This window comes from Phaeovulum sp., from assembly GCF_047638075.1.
In the GTDB taxonomy this organism is placed as follows: domain Bacteria; phylum Pseudomonadota; class Alphaproteobacteria; order Rhodobacterales; family Rhodobacteraceae; genus UBA6197.
Window position 1 is genome coordinate 19,649 of record NZ_JBLJBV010000074.1, and the last position, 19,287, is coordinate 38,935.

Annotated in this window: 17 protein-coding genes; 6 read left to right on the forward strand and 11 right to left on the reverse strand. The window is 60.3% G+C overall.

The window, feature by feature from the left end:
- Positions 1 to 100: 100 nt before the first annotated feature.
- Positions 101 to 1,261, forward strand: a complete 1,161-nt coding sequence (locus ACM62R_RS11795) for a lytic murein transglycosylase (protein ID WP_415184253.1) — start codon at positions 101 to 103, stop codon at positions 1,259 to 1,261.
- Between the two features lie 98 nt (positions 1,262 to 1,359).
- Here ACM62R_RS11795 and ACM62R_RS11800 read toward each other — a convergent pair whose 3' ends face one another.
- Both ACM62R_RS11800 and ACM62R_RS11805 read right to left on the reverse strand, forming a co-directional pair.
- Positions 1,360 to 2,655, reverse strand: a complete 1,296-nt coding sequence (locus ACM62R_RS11800; protein WP_415184254.1) for an HlyD family type I secretion periplasmic adaptor subunit — start codon at positions 2,653 to 2,655, stop codon at positions 1,360 to 1,362.
- Positions 2,652 to 4,388 (reverse strand): type I secretion system permease/ATPase, encoded by a 1,737-nt coding sequence (locus tag ACM62R_RS11805; protein ID WP_415184255.1) that lies wholly within the window; start codon positions 4,386 to 4,388, stop codon positions 2,652 to 2,654. Before ACM62R_RS11805 ends, ACM62R_RS11800 begins: the two co-directional genes overlap by 4 nt.
- A gap of 175 nt (positions 4,389 to 4,563) precedes the next feature.
- On the opposite strand from ACM62R_RS11805, the gene ACM62R_RS11810 reads away from it, so the two are divergent.
- A complete protein-coding gene (locus tag ACM62R_RS11810) occupies positions 4,564 to 5,343 on the forward strand; it encodes a VacJ family lipoprotein (protein WP_415184256.1) in 780 nt (259 codons plus the stop codon).
- A complete protein-coding gene (locus ACM62R_RS11815) occupies positions 5,321 to 5,938 on the forward strand; it encodes an MlaC/ttg2D family ABC transporter substrate-binding protein (RefSeq protein WP_415184277.1) in 618 nt (205 codons plus the stop codon). Before ACM62R_RS11810 ends, ACM62R_RS11815 begins: the two co-directional genes overlap by 23 nt.
- 100 nt (positions 5,939 to 6,038) lie before the next feature.
- Here the strand turns inward: ACM62R_RS11815 and ACM62R_RS11820 are convergent, their stop codons facing one another.
- Positions 6,039 to 8,240, reverse strand: coding sequence for a transglycosylase domain-containing protein (locus ACM62R_RS11820; protein WP_415184257.1), 2,202 nt, complete (start codon positions 8,238 to 8,240; stop codon positions 6,039 to 6,041).
- A gap of 272 nt (positions 8,241 to 8,512) precedes the next feature.
- On the opposite strand from ACM62R_RS11820, the gene ACM62R_RS11825 reads away from it, so the two are divergent.
- Both ACM62R_RS11825 and ACM62R_RS11830 read left to right on the forward strand, forming a co-directional pair.
- Positions 8,513 to 8,851, forward strand: a complete 339-nt coding sequence (locus ACM62R_RS11825) for a P-II family nitrogen regulator (RefSeq protein ID WP_415184258.1) — start codon at positions 8,513 to 8,515, stop codon at positions 8,849 to 8,851.
- A gap of 26 nt (positions 8,852 to 8,877) precedes the next feature.
- Positions 8,878 to 10,215, forward strand: a complete 1,338-nt coding sequence (locus tag ACM62R_RS11830) for an ammonium transporter (RefSeq protein ID WP_415184259.1) — start codon at positions 8,878 to 8,880, stop codon at positions 10,213 to 10,215.
- 49 nt (positions 10,216 to 10,264) lie between these two features.
- Here ACM62R_RS11830 and ACM62R_RS11835 read toward each other — a convergent pair whose 3' ends face one another.
- The 8 genes from ACM62R_RS11835 to ACM62R_RS11870 all read right to left on the reverse strand — a co-directional run bounded on the left by ACM62R_RS11835 (position 10,265) and on the right by ACM62R_RS11870 (position 18,241).
- The gene (locus ACM62R_RS11835) at positions 10,265 to 11,794 is read right to left on the reverse strand and encodes a DHA2 family efflux MFS transporter permease subunit (protein ID WP_415184260.1); all 1,530 of its coding nucleotides are present in this window, start codon (positions 11,792 to 11,794) and stop codon (positions 10,265 to 10,267) included.
- A complete protein-coding gene (locus ACM62R_RS11840; RefSeq protein ID WP_415184261.1) occupies positions 11,794 to 12,861 on the reverse strand; it encodes an HlyD family efflux transporter periplasmic adaptor subunit in 1,068 nt (355 codons plus the stop codon). The genes ACM62R_RS11835 and ACM62R_RS11840 overlap by 1 nt, the downstream gene beginning before the upstream one ends.
- Positions 12,851 to 13,327, reverse strand: coding sequence for a MarR family winged helix-turn-helix transcriptional regulator (locus ACM62R_RS11845; protein ID WP_415184262.1), 477 nt, complete (start codon positions 13,325 to 13,327; stop codon positions 12,851 to 12,853). Before ACM62R_RS11845 ends, ACM62R_RS11840 begins: the two co-directional genes overlap by 11 nt.
- A 57-nt stretch (positions 13,328 to 13,384) precedes the next feature.
- Positions 13,385 to 14,566 carry an aromatic amino acid transaminase gene (locus ACM62R_RS11850; RefSeq protein ID WP_415184263.1) on the reverse strand — a complete coding sequence of 394 codons (1,182 nt, stop codon included), beginning with the start codon at positions 14,564 to 14,566 and terminating at the stop codon, positions 13,385 to 13,387.
- Positions 14,566 to 15,417, reverse strand: a complete 852-nt coding sequence (sseA, locus tag ACM62R_RS11855) for a 3-mercaptopyruvate sulfurtransferase (protein ID WP_415184264.1) — start codon at positions 15,415 to 15,417, stop codon at positions 14,566 to 14,568. Before sseA ends, ACM62R_RS11850 begins: the two co-directional genes overlap by 1 nt.
- A gap of 247 nt (positions 15,418 to 15,664) precedes the next feature.
- The gene (locus ACM62R_RS11860) at positions 15,665 to 16,405 is read right to left on the reverse strand and encodes a glycosyltransferase family 2 protein (RefSeq protein WP_415184265.1); all 741 of its coding nucleotides are present in this window, start codon (positions 16,403 to 16,405) and stop codon (positions 15,665 to 15,667) included.
- Positions 16,402 to 17,079 carry an ABC transporter ATP-binding protein gene (locus ACM62R_RS11865; protein ID WP_415184266.1) on the reverse strand — a complete coding sequence of 226 codons (678 nt, stop codon included), beginning with the start codon at positions 17,077 to 17,079 and terminating at the stop codon, positions 16,402 to 16,404. The genes ACM62R_RS11860 and ACM62R_RS11865 overlap by 4 nt, the downstream gene beginning before the upstream one ends.
- Before the next feature lie 4 nt (positions 17,080 to 17,083).
- Positions 17,084 to 18,241 carry a sugar transporter gene (locus ACM62R_RS11870; protein WP_415184267.1) on the reverse strand — a complete coding sequence of 386 codons (1,158 nt, stop codon included), beginning with the start codon at positions 18,239 to 18,241 and terminating at the stop codon, positions 17,084 to 17,086.
- Positions 18,242 to 18,483: 242 nt separating this feature from the next.
- Between ACM62R_RS11870 and ACM62R_RS11875 the strand changes: the two genes are divergently transcribed.
- Positions 18,484 to 19,212, forward strand: coding sequence for an ABC transporter permease (locus ACM62R_RS11875; protein WP_415184278.1), 729 nt, complete (start codon positions 18,484 to 18,486; stop codon positions 19,210 to 19,212).
- Positions 19,213 to 19,287 lie beyond the last annotated feature (75 nt).

A 19,287-nucleotide genomic window follows, 5' to 3' on the forward strand; every position in this document is an offset into this window, starting at 1 on the left:
CAGATCAGGTAGCGCCCGAGGAAATGCCACAAACACGCACGGCCGTATTGCCGCAAGTGCATTCGCCCGCTAGGCTTTACCCCGCAACCTGGAGGAACCCATGCGCCTTGCGGCCCTTGCCTTTGCCCTTTTTCCATTTACTGCCCACGCTGAATGCGGCGGAAACTTTTCGACATTCATTAAAGGACTTAAGGCCGACGCCATCGCACGGGGCCACACCCCGACACAGGTAGATGCATTCTTCAAAGGCGCCGAGCAGGACCCACGGGTGCTGAAAGCTGACCGCGCCCAAGGGGTTTTCCGCAAGACCTTTGCCGATTTTGCCAAAGCACTCATATCACAAAACCGGCTCAGCAATGGCGCCGCCAACGCCAAGAAATACAAAGACACTTTTAACCGAATCCAACGTGAGTACGGCATTTCGCGCGGGGTCTTGCTCGCGTTCTGGGCCCTGGAAACCGATTTTGGCGCCGTGCAGGGCGATTTCAACACCAGAAACGCGTTGGTGACGCTGGCGCATGATTGCCGCCGCCCCGATCTGTTTCGCCCACAGGTAATGGCTGCAGTCGCACTCTACGCACGCGGTGATTTTGATCCCGCCCGCACACAGGGTGCCTGGGCAGGCGAAATCGGGCAGGTGCAGATGCTACCCCTTGATATCTTGCGCAACGGCGTGGACGGCGACGGCGATGGTCATATCCGGCTGAAAACCTCATCAGTGGATGCGCTGATGTCGGGGGCAAAGATGTTGTCGGCACTGGGTTGGCGCCAGGACGAGCCCTGGCTGCAAGAAATCAGAATTCCCGACACTCTTGATTGGACCAAAACCGGGCTCGACACTCAGCTTTCCACCGCCGACTGGGCGCGGCAAGGGATCAGCGCCCGCAATGGCAGCCTGGCCATAGGGCTGAAAGGCTCGGTCCTGCTACCAATGGGGCGCAAAGGACCGGCGTTTATGGTCTATCCAAATTTTCGGGTGCTGTTTGAATGGAACAAAAGCTTTGTCTATGTCACGACTGCCGCCTATTTCGCCGCAAGACTTGAAGGCGCGCCTCCTTTTGCGCGGGGCAAACCAGACCCGGCGCTATCTGAACGCGACATGAAAACACTCCAAAAGAAGCTGGTGGCACGCGGCCATGATGTCGGCAAAATTGATGGAATTCTGGGTGCCAATACCCGTGCTGCGGTACAAACAGAACAGAGCAGGTTAGGTTTACCAGCAGATGCATGGCCGACCGCAGCGCTACTCACAAAGCTGTAACGCCTCCGGCGGGAGTATTTGGTCCAAAAAAAAGCCGGAATTTTCGTTGGCAAAAATACTCCCGCCGGAGGCTCCCCAGCATCGTCGCATGACTATGATCAACTTTCGCGGAAAGCCCGGTTGAAGTAATCAGCCAGGGGTTTGAGCAGGTAGGCAAGCGGGCTGCGTTCACCGGTACGGATGAAAACTTCGACCGGCATGCCGGGGATCAGTACCAGACCGCCCAGCTTGTCAATTTCGCCGGGGTTCAGCACGACTTCAGCGCGGTAGTAGTGGGCGCGCGTCGCCTCATCTACTAGCGCGTCGGCCGAAACGCGGCTGACCTGGCCAAATACCTCGGGTGTGGTGCGGCTGGCAAAGGCAGAAAAGCGTAACGTAACGGGTTGACCGACCGATACCTCATCCACGTTGATTGTCTGGATCTGCGCGCCGATCACCAATGGCCGATCCTGCGGCACAAGATACATCACCGGTTCCGCCGCGCGCACAACCGAACGCGGGGTGGTCACCACCATTGCATGAACAATGCCGGCGACCGGGGCACGCAGGTCCAGTCGCTCGATCTGGCCCGATAGGGCACGGCGTCTCTCGGCCAGTTCCAACTCGCGGTAGCCGATGTCGCGCAGTTGGGTTTCCGCCTCTTCGCGCCGCGCTGATGACAGGCGCAGGCTTTCAAGGTCGATCTCGGTCAGTTTGCCCTCGGCTTGGGCGCGGGCGGCGGTCAGTTCTCCCACCTGACCGGCTAGCGAGGCCGCCTCGCGTTCGAGTGCCAGCACCCGGCTGGCTTGCGCCAGGCCCTTTTCAAACAGGCCGCGCTGGTCGGTCAGTTCGCGCTGAATCAGCGATTCTTGTGTCGACAATGCCGCGAGTTGAGCGTTGATGCCGACAATCTGGCTTTGTGTCTGATCATGACGCTTAGCCAGTTGCTCCAGCGTGGCGGTTTGAGTTTCTGCCCGTGCAACGAAAAGCCGATACTGGCCATCAATCAACTCGGCAATATCGGGGTTGCGGGCAGCTTTGGTCAGGACGGGCGAAAATGAGATCTGGGGTGCATCCACACGCTCGGCTTCGAGTCGGCCGCGCCGGGCAAGAAGTTCAAAAAACTGTCCCTCGACGATAGAAAGTTCAGATCGCAACAGTTCTCCGTCAAGCCGGATCAGCGGGTCGCCAGCCGCCACCAAATCGCCGTCATGGACGAGAATTTCGGCCACCACACCACCATCAGGGTGCTGCACCACTTGCCGGTTCTGCTCCACCTCGACCTGCCCCGAGGCCACCACCGCCCCGGCGATCGAGCTAAAGCCGGCCCAAATCCCAAATCCGCCCACCAGCACCGCGATTGCCAGAAATCCCGCGATGACAGGGCCTGCGGCAGACCATTTCTGCGCGCTCATACCACACCTCCAGGCCCGGCGCTTCGGGCGATGTCGCCTGCATTCTGGACCATCGACTTTAACACCTCATCGCGCGGACCAAAGGCGCGGCGCACCCCCCCGTCCAGCACCATAAGCGTATCACATTCGGCAATTGCCGCGGGGCGGTGCGCCATGATCAGAACGCCGCCACCCGCCGCCTTCACCGCGCGAATTGCGGTATTGAGTGCGAGGCTGCCTTCGTTATCAAGGTTGGCGTTGGGTTCATCAAGAACCAACAAAACCGGGTCGCCATATAGCGCGCGAGCCAGCCCGACACGTTGGATCTGGCCGCCTGAAAGCCGCCCGCCCGCCTGTGAAACGCGGGTATCGTAGCCCTCTGGCAGATCAAGGATCATCTGATGTGCTGCGGCGCGTTTTGCGGCCTCTACAACCATTCCGGCGTCGGGCTCGGCCGACAGCCGGGCGATATTTTCCGCTATGGTGCCGTCAAACAACGTTACACGCTGCGGCAGATAGCCAACGAGCGCGCCGAGCACATCAGGATCGTATTGGTCCAAGGTCGCGCCATCCAGCCGCAACTGCCCCCCCGCCGGGCGCCAGACGCCGCAGAGCGCCCTTGCCAATGTTGACTTTCCCGCACCCGAAGGGCCAATCACGCCCATCGCCTCGCCGGGGGTGAGGGTGAAAGACACCATCCGCAGGCTGGCCGCGTGTTGCCCTGGCGGCACAACGGTCAACTGATTGGCCTCGACCAGTGCCTTGGGGCGGGGCAAGGCGGTGCGGGCTGCCTCTTGTGGTGTGGTTGACAGCAACACCGCCAGCCGCGCCCACCCCTGACCCGCCCGGCCAACCATGGGCCAGCCCGCAATCGCCTGTTCAACCGGCGCCAGCGCCCGGCCCATCAGGATTGACGCCGCGATCATCGCGCCCGAGGTCAGTTCACCGCGCAACACAAGCCACGCCCCCAATGCCAGCATCGCAGATTGCAAAAACAGCCGAAACGTCTTGGTGAAAACCGAAAACGCGCTACCAAGATCGGTTGCGCTGACCATCTGCGATAGCGCACGGCCCCGCGCCATTTGCCAGCGCGCAAAGCTGGTGCCGCGCATTCCAAGCGCCTGGATCAGCTCTGCCTCATCTCGCAGCTGGTCTGACATCCGATCCGCCATCAGCCCCGCCCCTGAGGCGCGTTGCAACGGCGTGCGGGTCAGCGACTGGTTCAGGATCGTAACGATCACCAGAACCACACCGCCCAGCACCGCGAGCCACCCAAGCCAGGCGTGGAAAAAGAACACCGCCGCCATGAACATCGGCGCCCAGGGCAGATCAAACAGTGCCATCAACACCGGCGAAGCCAGCATCTTTTGCAACGCTTCAAGATCGCGCAGCCCCGCCATCGCCACCGGATCATTGGGAAACAGCGCGGTGCGCCGAATCACTGCGCCAAAAACCCGCGATTCAAGGCGCGTTTGAAACCGCGCACCCACCCGGGCCATGACCCGGTTTCGCACCAGATCCAGGATACCCATCATCAAAAACAAAAACACCACCAGCGCAAACAGTGCTGTCAGTGTCTCAACCGAGCGGCTACCCAGAACCCGGTCATAGATTTGCAGCATGAACAACGGCCCGGTCAGCATCAGAACATTCACAAAGGCCGAAAACAACGCAACCGACATATAAAGCCGGCGGCTATCGGCACGCGCGGCGCGAAGCTCTGCCAAACCCTTGGCGGTTTCGGGGTGTTTCATGCCGCGCTTCCTTTGTTTCGGGCCCGTGTTGCTGGCTCGATTAAACCATTAACACGGTCTTGCCTTGTCACCTCGACCATCGGCACCTATTCCTTTAACAAGGTTTTGACCCGATACGGGGCCAATTCCATCAGTGTTGCCACGACCAGTAGCATAACAAAAGTTAGGAATTCCCTTGTTGCGTATCTTGTGGTCCCGGTTTTTACCCCGCCGCCAAAGGCACACCGCACTGGCAGGCTGCGCCTTGCTGGTCCTTGCCGCCTGCGCATCGGCGCCGGCGCCTGTCGGGGTCTCTGACCCCTATGAGGCGCAAAACCGGCAGGTCCACGACTTCAACGTTGCCCTCGACAAGGCCCTGTTCATGGGGTCCGGCACCGAAGGCGCCACAACAGGGGTGCCCGAGCCGGTGCTCAGGACGGTTTCGAATTTCGGGGGCAACCTGGGGCTGCCGGGTAAGGTCGTGAACTCTATCCTGCAAGGGCGCCCCGAACCCGCAGTCAAAAACACGTTTCGGTTCTTGATCAACAGCACGCTGGGTGTGGCGGGGATATTCGATCCTGCGGGATCATCATTTTCGTTGCCGGAAACCTATACCGATTTTGGCGAGACGCTGCATGTCTGGGGCGTTGGCGAGGGTGCGTATCTGGAGCTGCCGGTTTTGGGCCCCTCAACCGAGCGCGATCTTGTCGGGACGGTGGTGGATATCGTGATTGATCCCCTGCGAATAATCCTGCCCGAACCTGAAACCTACTACGCCACCGGCGCCAGACTGGCGTCAAAAGTCAGTGACCGACTGCGTTTTGGGGATACTATCGATTCCATTTTGCACGAAAGCGCCGATAGTTATGCGCAGTCGCGCCTGCTTTACCTGCAAAATCGCCGGTATCAGTTGGGAACGCAATCAGTAACGGATGCCGATGCTTATGACCCGTATGAGGACCCTTATGGCCAATAACCCCACAAGACGCAGCGTTATTGCGCAGGCAGGTGCCGTGATGGCCGTGGCCATCATGCCACAAACCGCCCTCGCTCTATCAGACACAGAGGCACGCGCGCTGATCAACGCTGCCCTGGGCGAGGTGAATGCCGCCATCGCCTCAGGCAAGCAGGGGCCTGCCCTCTATGCTGCATTCGATCAGATTTTTGTGCGCTACGCCGACGTCAACGTCATCGCCCAAAGCGCCTTGGGCGTGGCGGCGCGTCGCGCGACCCCGGCACAGATGAAGGCCTATGTGACGGCGTTTCGGGGCTACATGTCGCGCAAATACGGCCGCCGTTTCCGTGAATTCAAGGGTTCGCGTTTTGAGATCACCGGTGCGCGGCCGGTCAAATCTTTTTACGAGGTCAAATCAATCGCCTATATGCCGGGCGAGGCCCCTTTCGAAGTGCTGTGGCATGTGTCCGACAAATCCGGCAAGAAAAGGTTCTTCAACCTTATCATCGAGGGTGTAAACATGCTGGCCACCGAACGGACCGAGATCGGGGCGATGCTCGACCGCCGCAAAGGCGATATCGACGCGCTGATTGCGGACCTCAAGGCGGCTGGTTGACGCCGTCTTTCTGACCTTCACGCAACTACCCCCTGCCAGGCGCCCTTGCCAGCCAAGGCCACCTCCGGCGGGGGTATTTGAACCAGAAAGAAACGCAGCCTCAATTCCCCAGCAGCGTTCCGAGGACTTCTTCCAGAATCCTTTCGGCAAGGTCTTTTTCGGTCTGCGGCGCGACCTGGGGCTGGGGCGGCGCGCTGGTGGTCGTCTGGGCCGGATAGGTCGGGGCAGCGGTAGTGCGCCACTCGGAAGGATCGGCCTTGGGCAAGGGAAGCGGTGCCAACCCGTCTTCGACGCGGGTCATGACAGCTTGCCAGATTTCGGCAGGAAGCCCACCGCCGGTAACACCCGTCAGCGGCGTGTTGTCGTCATACCCCAACCAGACACCGGTCACATAATCGGCCGTGAACCCGATGAACCAGGCGTCCCGCGCGGCCTGCGTGGTGCCGCTTTTACCCGCCACTTCACGGCCCGGAAGGCGGGCGCGGGTGCCGGTGCCATGGTCGATCACCTGCATCATCATATAGGTCAGTTCACGCGCGGCACGCTCTGAAATAACCCTTTCTCCGATACCGCCAATTTGATCGATCAACGGTTGGTCATCGCCTTTCAGGCGCAAATCAATCAACCCGTAGGGCTGCACCGAAGAACCGCCGTTCAGGATACCCGCAAAGGCACCGGTCATCTCAAGCAGTGTCGATTCCGAAACCCCCAGCGCCACCGCCGGCCCTTTGGCCAGATCCGAGGCAAAGCCGAAATCGGTGGCAACACGGCGCACCGCATCCCGCCCGACAGCCTCGGAAACGCGCACAGTGGCGGTGTTCAGGGAATGGGCAAGCGCCTCGGTCAGGGTCACCAGACCCTTGTAATTCCTACTATAGTTTTGCGGCGACCACGGCCCTGACCCCTTGACGTTGATTGTCAGCGGCGCATCCTCGACCAACGTGTCGGGGGTATAGCCCAGATCCAGCGCCGCCGCATAAACGAAGGGTTTGAACGTGGACCCCGTCTGGCGCCGCGCCTGCGTGGCCCGGTTGAATGCGCCTGACACCTTGGACTGACGCCCGCCAACCATGGCGCGCACCGCACCATCGGCGGACATCACCACCACCGCCGCCTCTGCCTTGGAACCTTCCTTGACCTTGGTGGCGAACACATCGGCCAATGCGGTTTCAGCCGCGCGTTGCAGGCGCTGGTCCAGCGTTGTGTGGATGATCACATCTTCGGTCGTCTCGGTGGTCAGAAAATCGGGGCCGCTGTCCATCACCCAATCGGCAAAATAACCACCTGCGCGGGCCTGCGCCGCCTGACTCAGCTGGGCGGGGTGGGCCTTTGCCTCGGCGTGCTGGGCGGCGGTAAGGAAACCCTGTTCGCGCATCAACGCCAGCACCATGCTCGCCCGGTCCTGACTGCGCTTCAGGTTGGAGGTGGGCGCATAGCGCGACGGGGCCTTCAAAAGACCGGCCAGCATCGCCGCCTCGGCCGGGTTCACATTGGCCGCCGATTTGCCGAAATAGCGCTGCGAGGCCGCCTCGAACCCGCGCGCGCCTGCCCCCATATAGGCGCGGTTCAGATAGATCGTCAGGATTTCGTTCTTGGAATACTTGAACTCCATCGCCAGCGCGAAGGGAATTTCCTTGATCTTGCGTTTGACCCCGCCAGAGCGGCAGTCATCCTCATAGGCGGCTTCGGTTTTCCACTGTTTGGGGTCGTAGGGCACGCCAAGGCACAGCAATTTCGCCACCTGTTGGGTGATGGTGGAGCCGCCATTGCCCTCCAGCGGGCCACGCCCTTCGGAAAGGTTGATCCGCACCGCCGAGGCAATACCGCGGGGGCTGACGCCAAAATGGCTGAAAAAGCGGCGATCCTCAGTGGCGACCACGGCATCCTTGAGGAAGGGCGAGACGTTTTCCGCGGTGATCTGCCCGCCGAAAGTTTCGCCGCGCCACGCATAAACCTTGCCGTCGCGGTCCAAAAGCGTGACCGAGCCACGCTGACGTGCATCAAGCAGGGTCGAAACCTCGGGCATCTGCGAATAAAAGTAGAAGGTGGCAAGACCTAGGATCAACGCCGTCACAGCACCCACCCGCCAGCCGATCCCCCAGATCACGCGCCACACCATCCGCAGCAACCCCAGCAGCGTGCCGACAATCAGCCCATGCCGACGCTGCGGGCGTGACGGCTTGCGCCGCTTGCGCGCCGCAGGTTTTGCCTTGGCTTTCGGCGCTGCCGCCGCTGCCTTGTATCGCTTGTCCGCCACCAACGGCCCTTGCCGCCCGCCCGAACGCCCGCCTGTCTGCGCCATGTGCTGACCCGACCCGATTGCCTGTTGTTTTGCCGCGCACCCTACACGCGCAACGCCGCCTTGTGGAGACGCTTTGAAACACGATTTGGTTTAGATAGCGCCTAAATTTTAAGCATACGCCTAAATATATGGATACGATGTGCGGCAACGCGCAAAAATCACCCATCTAACCCTGTTAGTATTCTTGTGCTGCACCTGCGAAGGGCGCCCCATTTCCACATGCGCCGCCCACGACGGGCGGAGGGGGGTCACCCCCAGGAAAGGAACATGAGGTGAAACTTATCATTGCAACAATCAAACCGTTCAAGCTGGACGAGGTCCGCGAGGCGCTGACGGCCATCGGTGTGCGCGGAATGATGGTGACCGAGATCAAGGGTTTCGGGGCACAGTCCGGCCACACCGAAATCTATCGTGGCGCCGAATATGCCGTGAACTTCGTCCCCAAGGTCAAGTTGGAGATCGTGGTCGCGGATGCGCTGGCCGATGAGGCCGTCGACACAATCCACACCGCGGCCAGGACCGGCAAAATCGGCGACGGCAAGATTTTCGTGTTGGACGTGGCGCAGGCGGTCCGCGTGCGCACCGGCGAAACGCAGGACGACGCGCTGTGAAGCAACCAGATCAGGGGACAAGACAGATGAACACCTTCAACCAACGCGCCGGGCTGGCAGCGCTTCTGGCCATCGCCTCTTTGCCCGCCTTCGCGCAGGACGCCACCACCGAAGCCATGGCCGCGACGGTCAACAAGGGCGATGTGGCATGGATGATGACCGCAACCTTGCTGGTGCTGTTCATGATCATTCCGGGGCTGGCGTTATTTTACGGCGGCCTCGTGCGCAGCAAGAACATGCTCTCGGTGCTGATGCAAACGACGACAATCACCGCGATGGTGATGGTGATCTGGGTGCTCTATGGCTATTCCTTCGCCTTCGGCGGCGGAACATCACCGTTCTGGGGTGGGCTTGGAAAACTGTTCCTCGCGGGTGTAACCGCCGAGTCGACAGCCGCCACCTTTTCGGATGGGGTAGCACTGCCGGAATATGTGTTCATCGCGTTCCAGATGACCTTTGCGGCAATCACGCCAGCGCTGTTCATCGGTGCCTTTGCCGAACGGATGAAATTCTCGGCGGTTCTGCTGTTTACGGTGCTGTGGGTGACGGTCATCTATTTTCCCATCGCGCATATGGTGTGGGATGGCGCGGGGCTGATCTTCAACATGGGCGCGATCGACTTTGCGGGTGGCACTGTGGTGCACATAAACGCGGGCATTGCGGCGCTGATGGCCGCGCTGGTGATCGGGCCGCGCATCGGGCTGGGCAAGGATATGATGGCGCCGCATTCGATGACGCTGACCATGGTCGGGGCGGCGATGCTGTGGGTGGGCTGGTTCGGGTTCAACGCGGGTTCCAACCTTGAGGCGACGGTAGGCGCCACCTTGGCGATGATCAACACACTGGTAGCGACTGCCGCCGCCATTCTCAGCTGGAACGTGGTCGAGACGCTGGCCCGCGGCAGGGCCTCAGGGCTGGGGGCTGCCTCGGGGATGGTCGCGGGGCTGGTAGCGATCACGCCGGCGTGCGGCACGACCGGCCCTGTGGGGGCAATCATGTTGGGGCTGGTCGTTTCACCGATCTGTTTCTTGTTCGTGACGCGGATCAAATCGATGTTTGGCTATGACGACAGCCTTGATGTCTTTGGCGTTCACGGCATTGGCGGCATTGTCGGTGCGATCTGCACCGGCATCTTGTGCGCGCCGTTCCTGGGTGGCACCGGCTATGTGGTCGAGGCGGGCACCATGGGCGCGCAGGTTATGGCGCAGATCAAGGCGGTCATCATCACCCTGCTATGGAGCGGGGTCGGGTCGCTGATCCTGCTTTACCTGACCAAGGCGATCGCCGGCCTGCGTGTTTCACCCGAGGATGAGCGTCAGGGCCTTGACCTGACAGCGCATGGCGAAAAGGCGTATCACGCCTGATCCCGGCCCTGCAGGGCGCGGCGGTCAGGGATGCCCCTTCGCCGCCGCGTCAATCCAGATGCGCAACCGGCGCGGTTGTCGCCAACCCCGGTTTGCGCAGCAAAAGCGCCAACGGGATCGCGGCCAACGTTACCAGCATCATCGCCTTGAAGTCGTTGATATAGGCAATCATCAGCGCCTGAATATTTACCATTCCGTCAAGCTGCAGCAACAATGACGTCGACCCCGCTGATCCCGGCGGCAGTAGCGCGGTCAGGTTCGGGTTGAACGGGTTGATAAAGGTCGACAACTCCGCATGATTGATTTGCACGCTGCGCGTCAACAGCAGGGAAACCAGCGAAATACCGATAGAAGATCCGATATTGCGCACAAGGCTGAACAGACTGGTGCCATCTGCGCGGTAGCGAACATCCAGGGTTGCAAAAGCCACCGTTGTCAACGGCACAAACACAAAGCCCAACCCAAACCCCTGCACCAACCCCGAGGTAACGATGATCGTTCCGTCCATCTGCGGGGTAAAACCGGTCATCATCCACAGGCTGATCGCGGTCAGCAAAAGCCCCGTCACCACCAGCTTGCGCGGGTCAACCACCTGAACCAGCTTTCCTGCCGCGATCATCGTTATCATCGTACCCACGCCACGCGGGGCCATCACCATCCCGGTCGTCGTGGCCGGATACCCATATATCACCGAAAGCATTGGCGGCAGCAGGGCCAGGCTGGCCAGCAAAATAATGCCGACCACAAAGATGAACACGAGGCCGGTCACAAAATTGCGGTCGGCAAACATCTGCGGATCCAGAAAAGGCTTTGGGCTGTTAATGATATGCACCACGAAAACCCAAAATCCGGTGGCAGCCAGCGTGGCCTCGACCCAGATTTCGGCGCTGGCGAACCAGTCTACCTCGGCGCCGCGATCCAGCATCAACTGCAACGCGCCCACGCCCAGCGCCAGCATCCCAAAACCGAAAAAGTCAAACTTGCGAACCCGTCGCACCATGTTCGGCAGATAGGCCGAGCAGCCCATGAACGCGATCACGCCAACCGGCAGGTTGATAAAAAACACCCAACGCCAGTTAAAGCTTTCGGTCAGCCAGCCCCCCAGCGTCGGGCCGATGATCGGACCAACCATGATCCCCGCGCCCCACAACGCCATAGCCGATCCATGACGTTCGCGTGGGTTGATATCCAGCAAGAACGTTTGCGACAACGGCACGATAGCGGCACCAAAAACGCCCTGCGCCATCCGAAACAGCACCATCGACTCAAGGCTCCAGGCGATGCCGCACAGCATGGAGGTTGCAACAAAACCCGCGACCGAAATCAGGAACACTTCCTTGCGGCCAAAACGATCTGACAGCCACCCCGACAACGGCGTGACAATCGCGGCCGCCACGATATACGACGTCAGCACCCAGTTGATCGTATCTTGCGCAGCCCCCAGATCGGCGCGCATCGACGGCAACGCCACATTGGCGATGGTCGTATCCAACACCTGCATGATTGTGGCCAGCATCACCGCAAGGGTAATCAGCCCCCTATTCGGGACGGTGGTCGCGTCAGGCGTTGAAACACTCATCAGATGTCGCCCGTTCCGGCATAGGCCAGCAATCCATCAAGATGGCTGGCCTGCCCGGTATCAACCTTGACCGTGACCGACAGACCGGAACGCAGATCACGCGCAGCGTCGGCTTCATCCAACCGCAGCCGCACCGGCACGCGCTGCGTAACCTTGACCCAGTTTCCAGTCGCGTTTTGCGCAGGCAACAGCGAAAACTCGGCCCCGGTACCCGCCCCGATCGCCTCTACCGTTGCAGAGAAACTACGGCCCGGCAGCAGGTCAAATTCAACCTCGGCGCGTTGACCGGGGGCGATGGCGGCAATCTGGGTTTCCTTGAAATTCGCGTCGATCCAGGTATCACCAGTTTCCACCAGCGAAAACAGCGCAGCGCCCGCACCGACAAATTGGCCCGGCTTGAATGACGCGGCCTGATAGATAACCCCATCGGCCGGGGCAAGAACGGTTGTCAGCGACAGATTGTAGGCCGCCTTGTCGCGTGCGACCAGCGCGGCCAACACCGAAGGGTGACTATCGGTTTCGCCCTCTGGCACCCCCCCCATGGCCGTCCGTGCCGCCACAACGGACAGGCGCGCGGCCGAAAGCGCCTCATCCGCCTTGGCGGACGCGTGGCGCGCCTTGTCCAGTGCCGCCGAGGTAGCAGCCCCGCGCCCGGTCAACGACTCTTGGCGCATCAGTTCGGATGCCTGAAAGTCAGCCTCATCGGCAGCGATCTTTTCTTGCGCGAGCGCAACGTTATAAGCGGCGCGCAACTGGTCCACCCCCAACCGCGCCTGCGCCAAGGCGGCATCCGCCTGCGCCAAGGCCAGATTGTAAGGCTCTGGATCGACCTGAAACAATACATCGCCCGCTTTCACCGTCTGAGATTCGGCAATGGCAACGCTGACCACCCGCCCCGAAATATCGGACGCGACCGAGATCCGGGCCTGATGCAGCGCGGCATTTTCGGTTTCCTCATAGCGCCCGCTTGCAAGCCATAACGCCAGCCCCCCGACAACCAGCAGCAACGGCAACGAGGCCATCAACAGACGGCGAGGACGTTTAGGGGCGGGGGTTTCAGTGGTCATCCAGGGCCTCATTTTTGGCAGGCGAGCATAGGATTTCATCCGGCTCGGAAAGGTTACAGACGATGGCGCGCAGCGCGCGCATCAGGGTTTCGCGGGTTTCAGCGGGCAGCCCGGTCAACGCCTGCGCATAGACCACATCAGCAACGCTGCGGGCTTCTTCATAAGTTTTCAATGACTTGGACGTTGGCACCACAATGCGGGCGCGGCGGTCTGAGGGGTCAGCCTTGCGCGTGACCCAGCCGCCTTCAACCATCCGATCAACCAGCCTTGAGACTGAGATCGGCTCAATTTCCAGCCGCTCGGCCAACCGTGCCTGGCTGGCATTGCCTGCGCGCAGAATGTGAACCAGCGCGCGCCACTGGGCCGACGTCAGCCCCAGATCGGCGGCGCGCGCCTCAAACCGGCGGCGAATAAGCCGCGCGGCATCATGTAGCAAAAAGCCCAGAGAATCGGTTCCATGTGTCATGGAACCGAAATATGATAAGCATGCTTATCTTTTCAAGAGAAATCTGAACCCATCTGTTCAAACTCCTGCATCAATGACCGCCTGCGCCAGTATCGGCACCGTCTCTGCGTTCAGGCCGGCGATATTCAGACGGCTGTCACCCACCATGTAAATACCATTCTTGATGCGCATTTGCTCGACCTGTTCAGGCGTTGCCCCCAGCCGTGAAAACATGCCGCGGTGCTGCGCGATAAAATCGAACCTGTCAGAATTGGACAATCGCTTCAGTTCTGCCGCCAGTTGCTCACGCAGGCCCAGCATACCCTGCCGGACAGCCTCCAGCTCTGTCTGCCATTCGGTGCGCAAGGCCGGATCGGTCAGGATCATCGTCACCAGACGCGCGCCATGATCAGGTGCAAACGAATAGGTCTGACGGTTCAGATAGGCCAGGGTTCCCTGGGTAAGGGCACGGTCGGCAGGGTCACTCAGCACCATCAAAATTCCGGTGCGTTCGCGGTAAATGCCAAAGTTCTTTGAACACGACGCCGCCACCAGCACCTCGGGCAGGCGCTCTGCGATCAGTCGGGTGCCTGCGGCGTCTTCGTCCAACCCGTCACCAAAGCCTTGATAGGCAAGGTCAATCATCGGGATAGCGCCTTTGGCCTCCAACAGGTCAGCGACCGCAGACCATTGGGCCAGCGTCAGATTGGCGCCGGTAGGATTGTGACAGCAGCCATGCAACAGCACCACATCGCCCGGCTTTACCCCATCCAGATCTGCCATCATCGCGGTAAAATCCACGGCGCGGGCGGCACTGTCAAAATAGCGGTATAGTTTATGGTCTTGCTTCAGGAAGGATAAGATAGACAAGTGGTTCGGCCATGTCGGGTTCGACACCCAGATGGTAAAACCGGGGTTGGCAATGCGCGCCAGCTCAAACGCCTGACGGCACGCACCTGTGCCACCTACGGTCGCGAGGGCCGAAAGCCGATCTTTGGGGTAATTCGCGCCAAACACCATTTCGGCCATGGCGGCATGAAAGGCGGGCTCGCCCGCCAATGCGGTATAGCTTTTGCTGGTCTCGGCTTCCCAAAGCTGTTTTTCGGCGGCCTTGACCGCACGCATCACCGGGGTCAACCCGGTTGCGTCTTTGTAAACGCCTACCCCAAGGTCAATCTTGTTTTGCCGAGGGTCGGCCCTGAATTGGCCCATCAGCGCCAGAATCTTGTCTTCGGCCTGCGGTTTGAGATTACTCAGCATCATGCTTCTCCGGTTACGACCTTGAGGTCATTGTACATACCCCATTCGGCCCAAGCGCCATCATAAACGGCGTGATTTCGGTGGCCCAACCGTTCCAGCGCCAGCGCCAGCATTGCGGCATTTACGCCCGACCCACAGGTGGTAATTGCGGGTTTGGCAAGGTCCACACCTGCGGCGGTGAAAACGGTGCGTAGATCTTCGGGGGTTTTCATCGTGCCATCAGCGGTCAAAAGATCGGTGTAGGGCACGTTCTTCGATCCAGGGATATGGCCCGGGCGCAGGCCCGGGCGCGGCTCAGGGTCACGACCGATAAAGCGACCATGGGCGCGGGCATCAATGATTTCATGATCGGCAAGCTTTGAGGCATGGGCAACCTGCGTAACATCCTTCACCAGATGTGCCTGCCGCTGCACGGTGATGTGGCGGTCGCGCGCAAGCGGCGGCAGATCTTCGGTCGGGCGCCCCTCTGCCAGCCATTTGGGCAGGCCTCCATCCAGCACGGCAATATCCATCTTGCCCATCAGGCGAAACGTCCACCAGACGCGGGGGGCCGAAAAGATGCCGGCCTGATCATAGACCACGACCTGATGCCCGTCGCCCACGCCCATTGCCCGCATCCGGCTGATGAATTTTTCCACAGGTGGCGCCATGTGCGGCAAAAGCGACCGATTGTCAGAGATTTCGTTGATATCGAAAAACCGCGCGCCGGGGATATGCGCGGCGTTATAGCCTGCAAGCGCATCGCGCCCCATCTGCGGCAAAAACCACGACCCATCCAGGATCCGAAGATCCGGGTCTTTCAGATGCGCCTCCAGCCAATCGGTAGAAACCAAGGTTCTTGGGTCATCCATGGCCATGCGCCTCCTTCATGTCACTTCGTTTTCTTAGCCGGGTCATGGGGGCAAGGGCAAGGCCGGATCAGAACGCCCCACCCAAAAGAGCCCACGATTACACTGACCCGTGATCATTCCACATTCATCGCTACGAACGGCTGGCCGAAGTGGCGTCAACAGTCATCCAGTTTTGCCGCAAAGCCGGATTTGAAAGGCTCGGGTTCAGACGCCTTACACGCAGACAGCGTTTCTGCCCCCCGCGCGTTTACGCCCTAAGCCTTGCCCTTTTCCAGTTCTTCAGCCGAAACGCCGCATAGATAACCGGTCCGGCGCGGCCAAACACCCGCGCAAAGACCGCACGGCGTGCGCGCATCGCCTCTGGGTCGGACCAGCGCATACCAGAGCTATGCACCGAATGGGTGGCCAGCGTCACCGGAAAGAAACGGCAGCGGCACCCGGCCTGAAGCAGATCGCAGATAAAGATATACTCATCGCCCAGAAAATTGGGCATCCCCGCCCCAAAGCCTTCGTCAAACCGCATCCCCAATGCCCGAACGGGGGCCAGACGCAGCATCATCTCATAGGTTGCGGCCTTTGCGCTGTTGAACCGCGTCAGCCGGGCGGGCCTGCGTGAATAGGCCTTGCGCAGACGCCCGTCCGGGCCCTGGGTCTGGCCAAGCGCCAGCACCAGCCCCGGGTCTCGGGTGAATTCGGCCAACATACGGTCCAGGGCGCCCGCGTCAAAAACAACATCATCATCGGCAAACAGCAGGAACTGCCCTCGCGCATGATCCAGCGCCGCGTTTCGCGACTGCGCCACACCCCGCCCCTGCAGCGTGATGGGACAAACATCGGGTCGCTGGGGCGCCATCATGGCCGCGTCATCCTCGGCCGCCTGTATCAGCACCAGAATTTCGACCCCACCCCGCGGCGGCGGAAGGCGGATCGTTCCGGCCCGTGCGCCCAGGGTGGAATAGGCAATGGTCAAAAGGGGCGCGCCCGTCACGAGGCGGCCTGCGGTGCGGGCTCGCTCATGTTGCGCTCATGCACGGCCACCGCCTCTTCGATGTCGTCGTAAAGGGTCAGATGCCCATTCTCCAGCACCGCGCCAACGCTGCACAATCGCCGGATCATCCGCATCGAATGGGTCACGACAATCGCACCGCTGGTCTTCATCCGCTCTTGAAACACCGCCTCGCTTTTGCGTTTGAACGCGGCATCACCGACGCTTGTCACCTCATCCACCAGATAGGTGTCAAAGCCGACCCCCATTGAGACGCCAAACGCCAACCGCGACCGCATCCCCGACGAATAGGTCCGAAACGGCAGGTCAAAATGCCCCCCCAGATCAGCGAAATCACGAACGTAATCCAGCAGATAGGCCACCTCGACCCCGTAGATTCGGGCCACGAAGCGGGTGTTCTGCGCCCCGGTCAGGTCATTGTGAAAGCTGCCCGCAAACCCCACCGGCCAAGAGATGGTCCCGTCCGAGGTGACCCGCCCCGAGGTTGGGTCCATCGTCCCCGCAATCATCCGCAGAAGGCTGGATTTGCCCGCCCCATTGCGCCCCAGCAACCCGACCGAAACCCTGCCCGGAAAGACCGCGGTGATATCATCGGCAACAACCTTGCGCTTACCGTTGACGACGTAGGCTTTTGACAGGTTCTGAAGCCGTATCATGCTATTAGCGCCGGTCCCGGATACTGAAATAGATCAATGCCCCAGCCGACCAAAAGATCGTCAGGAAAAAGCCGACAATCGCCAGCAGCTTCAGGCGTTCGGGATATTGGGCCTTTTCCGCCAGCGTCGGGCGGATATGCGCAGCCAGATAGCGCGATTGCCGCCGCCCATCCGCCAAAGCCAGATCATAGGCCGCCTGCGCCGTGCGGTAGCCCTCTTCCGAGAACAACAGATCAGCGGACAGCCGTTCATATCTGGCAATCAACGAGGCGTAATCCTCGCCGCCCGGCACGCCACCATCTTCGCCAAATTTCGCACGTTCGCTGGCGATCCGGTCGCGGATCACATCAATCCGCCGCTGGCCCTGCACCACCCGCGTGTCATCGGGTCGTAGCCCGGTCGGCAGCATATCAAGGTCAATCAGCGACTCGGCAAGCTGGGCCTGAAGCGAATTCAGCACCCCCATCTGCCCTTGCAGATCCGTCGTCGGGTCGACCATCTGATTGGTCAGGCGAAACGTGGTCAGGCTTTGGCGCACATCTTTCAGCCGGGTCACCGCGGCGTCCAGCTCTTCCTTGGCGTAGCGGGTCGCGTCTTTGCGCGCCACTGCCGACAGATCGTTGATCATCCGGCTGCATTCGTCGAAAACCGCCTGCGCGATGCGTCTTGCATCGTCACGATCAAACGCCAGAATCCGCAGCGTCATCAGGCCGGTGTGGTTGTCATAGGCGATCTGGATTTTCCGAAGCAGATGCCGGTGCAGATCCTCAATCGTGCCTGCGGGGTTGTAGGCAAATACCGGGTCATCGGGCCAGTTTTTTGCGAACAGCGCCCGCAAATCAATCCGTTCGTCAATTTTTTCAGTCAATTCCTGACTTTTCAGAAATTCGTAAAGTATATCGGTGTCAGATACCGCTGACCCTGACAACAGTGGAATCCCGCCCAACAGATCCAGCGAAGATTTATATTCCTCTTTGCGCACCGAAAACGCCACCGTCGAGGCGTATTGGTCAACCGCGAATACCCAAAGATAGCTGGCGGCCAGTGCCATCGGCAAAATCACGACCAGAACAAAACTGGCCCAGACACCTGACTTTCGCAAAGCCCCCCGCGATGTCCGCGCGGGCTGACCCAACACACGCTCAGATGGAATACCTACCATAACGCCCCCCGCAACGCCGCCAGACTTCCACGCCGGGTGCGGGCGGCTGCACACAGATAGGTTGAAGTGTCTGTCAAAGCGCCCCTGCCTGATCGTTAGCTTGTTTACCGCCCCAATTCATTACATAACAGGGGCTTTCGTTGCCAGTCATAACTTTCGAAGGCCCAAACCACATGCAATCTGATGCGCCTGCCAGCAGACCCAACCGGCACTTTCGCATGCCGCGCACCGTTTCTGCGCTGATGTTGCGGGAAATGTCTACAACTTATGGACGATCACCGGGCGGATACGCCTGGGCCATTCTCGAGCCAGCGGGCGCAGTGGCAATGCTGACGCTGATGTTTTCGCTGGCGATGCACCGCCCCTCGATCGGCACCAGCTTTGCCCTGTTCTACGCCACCGGATATCTGCCCTTTACCCTGTTCAACGATATGTCGAGCAAGATCGCGGGCGTGATCAGCTTTTCGCGCCCGCTGCTGACCTATCCGGCGGTCACCTATATTGATGCGCTGATCGCACGGTTTTTACTGACGCTACTGACGCATATGGTTGTTGGCGTGGTGATCTTTGGCGCGATCCTGCTGGTATTTCAAACGGGTGCGGCACTCGATGTGCTGGCGGTTGTGCGCGCCTACCTGCTGACCGCCGTGCTGGGGCTGGGTGTCGGGCTGATGAACTGCTATCTGATGACATCCTTTCCCGCCTGGGGCCGCATCTGGTGGGTGCTGACGCGGCCGCTGTTTCTGGTTTCGGGGATATTCTTTACCTATGACGACCTGCCCGCCATGGCCCAGGACGTGCTGTGGTATAATCCGCTGTTGCACGGCGTCGGCTTCATGCGGTCGGGGTTCTATCTTACCTACAGCGGTGACTATCTTGACGCGCTTTATGTTGGCATGGTTGCCGCCCTTCTGGCAATTACCGGCCTGTTGCTGGTGCGGATGAACTACCGCGCGTTTTTACAGCCATAGCGTCACGCCGGCGCACCTGATGGGTAGAATTGTCCGCAATCTTCTTATTCCCGCCTTGTTGTATTGAGCAACAAT

Coding starts and splice junctions, on each gene's coding strand:
- ACM62R_RS11870 (WP_415184267.1), bottom strand. CDS start 18,241: ATGGTAGGTATTCCATCTGAGCGTGTGTTGGGTCAGCCCGCGCGGACA.
- ACM62R_RS11865 (WP_415184266.1), bottom strand. CDS start 17,079: ATGATACGGCTTCAGAACCTGTCAAAAGCCTACGTCGTCAACGGTAAG.
- sseA (WP_415184264.1), bottom strand. CDS start 15,417: ATGGATGACCCAAGAACCTTGGTTTCTACCGATTGGCTGGAGGCGCAT.
- ACM62R_RS11830 (WP_415184259.1), top strand. CDS start 8,878: ATGAACACCTTCAACCAACGCGCCGGGCTGGCAGCGCTTCTGGCCATC.
- ACM62R_RS11800 (WP_415184254.1), bottom strand. CDS start 2,655: ATGAGCGCGCAGAAATGGTCTGCCGCAGGCCCTGTCATCGCGGGATTT.
- ACM62R_RS11875 (WP_415184278.1), top strand. CDS start 18,484: ATGTTGCGGGAAATGTCTACAACTTATGGACGATCACCGGGCGGATAC.
- ACM62R_RS11840 (WP_415184261.1), bottom strand. CDS start 12,861: ATGACCACTGAAACCCCCGCCCCTAAACGTCCTCGCCGTCTGTTGATG.
- ACM62R_RS11820 (WP_415184257.1), bottom strand. CDS start 8,240: ATGGCGCAGACAGGCGGGCGTTCGGGCGGGCGGCAAGGGCCGTTGGTG.
- ACM62R_RS11845 (WP_415184262.1), bottom strand. CDS start 13,327: ATGACACATGGAACCGATTCTCTGGGCTTTTTGCTACATGATGCCGCG.
- ACM62R_RS11795 (WP_415184253.1), top strand. CDS start 101: ATGCGCCTTGCGGCCCTTGCCTTTGCCCTTTTTCCATTTACTGCCCAC.
- ACM62R_RS11835 (WP_415184260.1), bottom strand. CDS start 11,794: ATGAGTGTTTCAACGCCTGACGCGACCACCGTCCCGAATAGGGGGCTG.
- ACM62R_RS11805 (WP_415184255.1), bottom strand. CDS start 4,388: ATGAAACACCCCGAAACCGCCAAGGGTTTGGCAGAGCTTCGCGCCGCG.
- ACM62R_RS11815 (WP_415184277.1), top strand. CDS start 5,321: ATGAGGACCCTTATGGCCAATAACCCCACAAGACGCAGCGTTATTGCG.
- ACM62R_RS11850 (WP_415184263.1), bottom strand. CDS start 14,566: ATGCTGAGTAATCTCAAACCGCAGGCCGAAGACAAGATTCTGGCGCTG.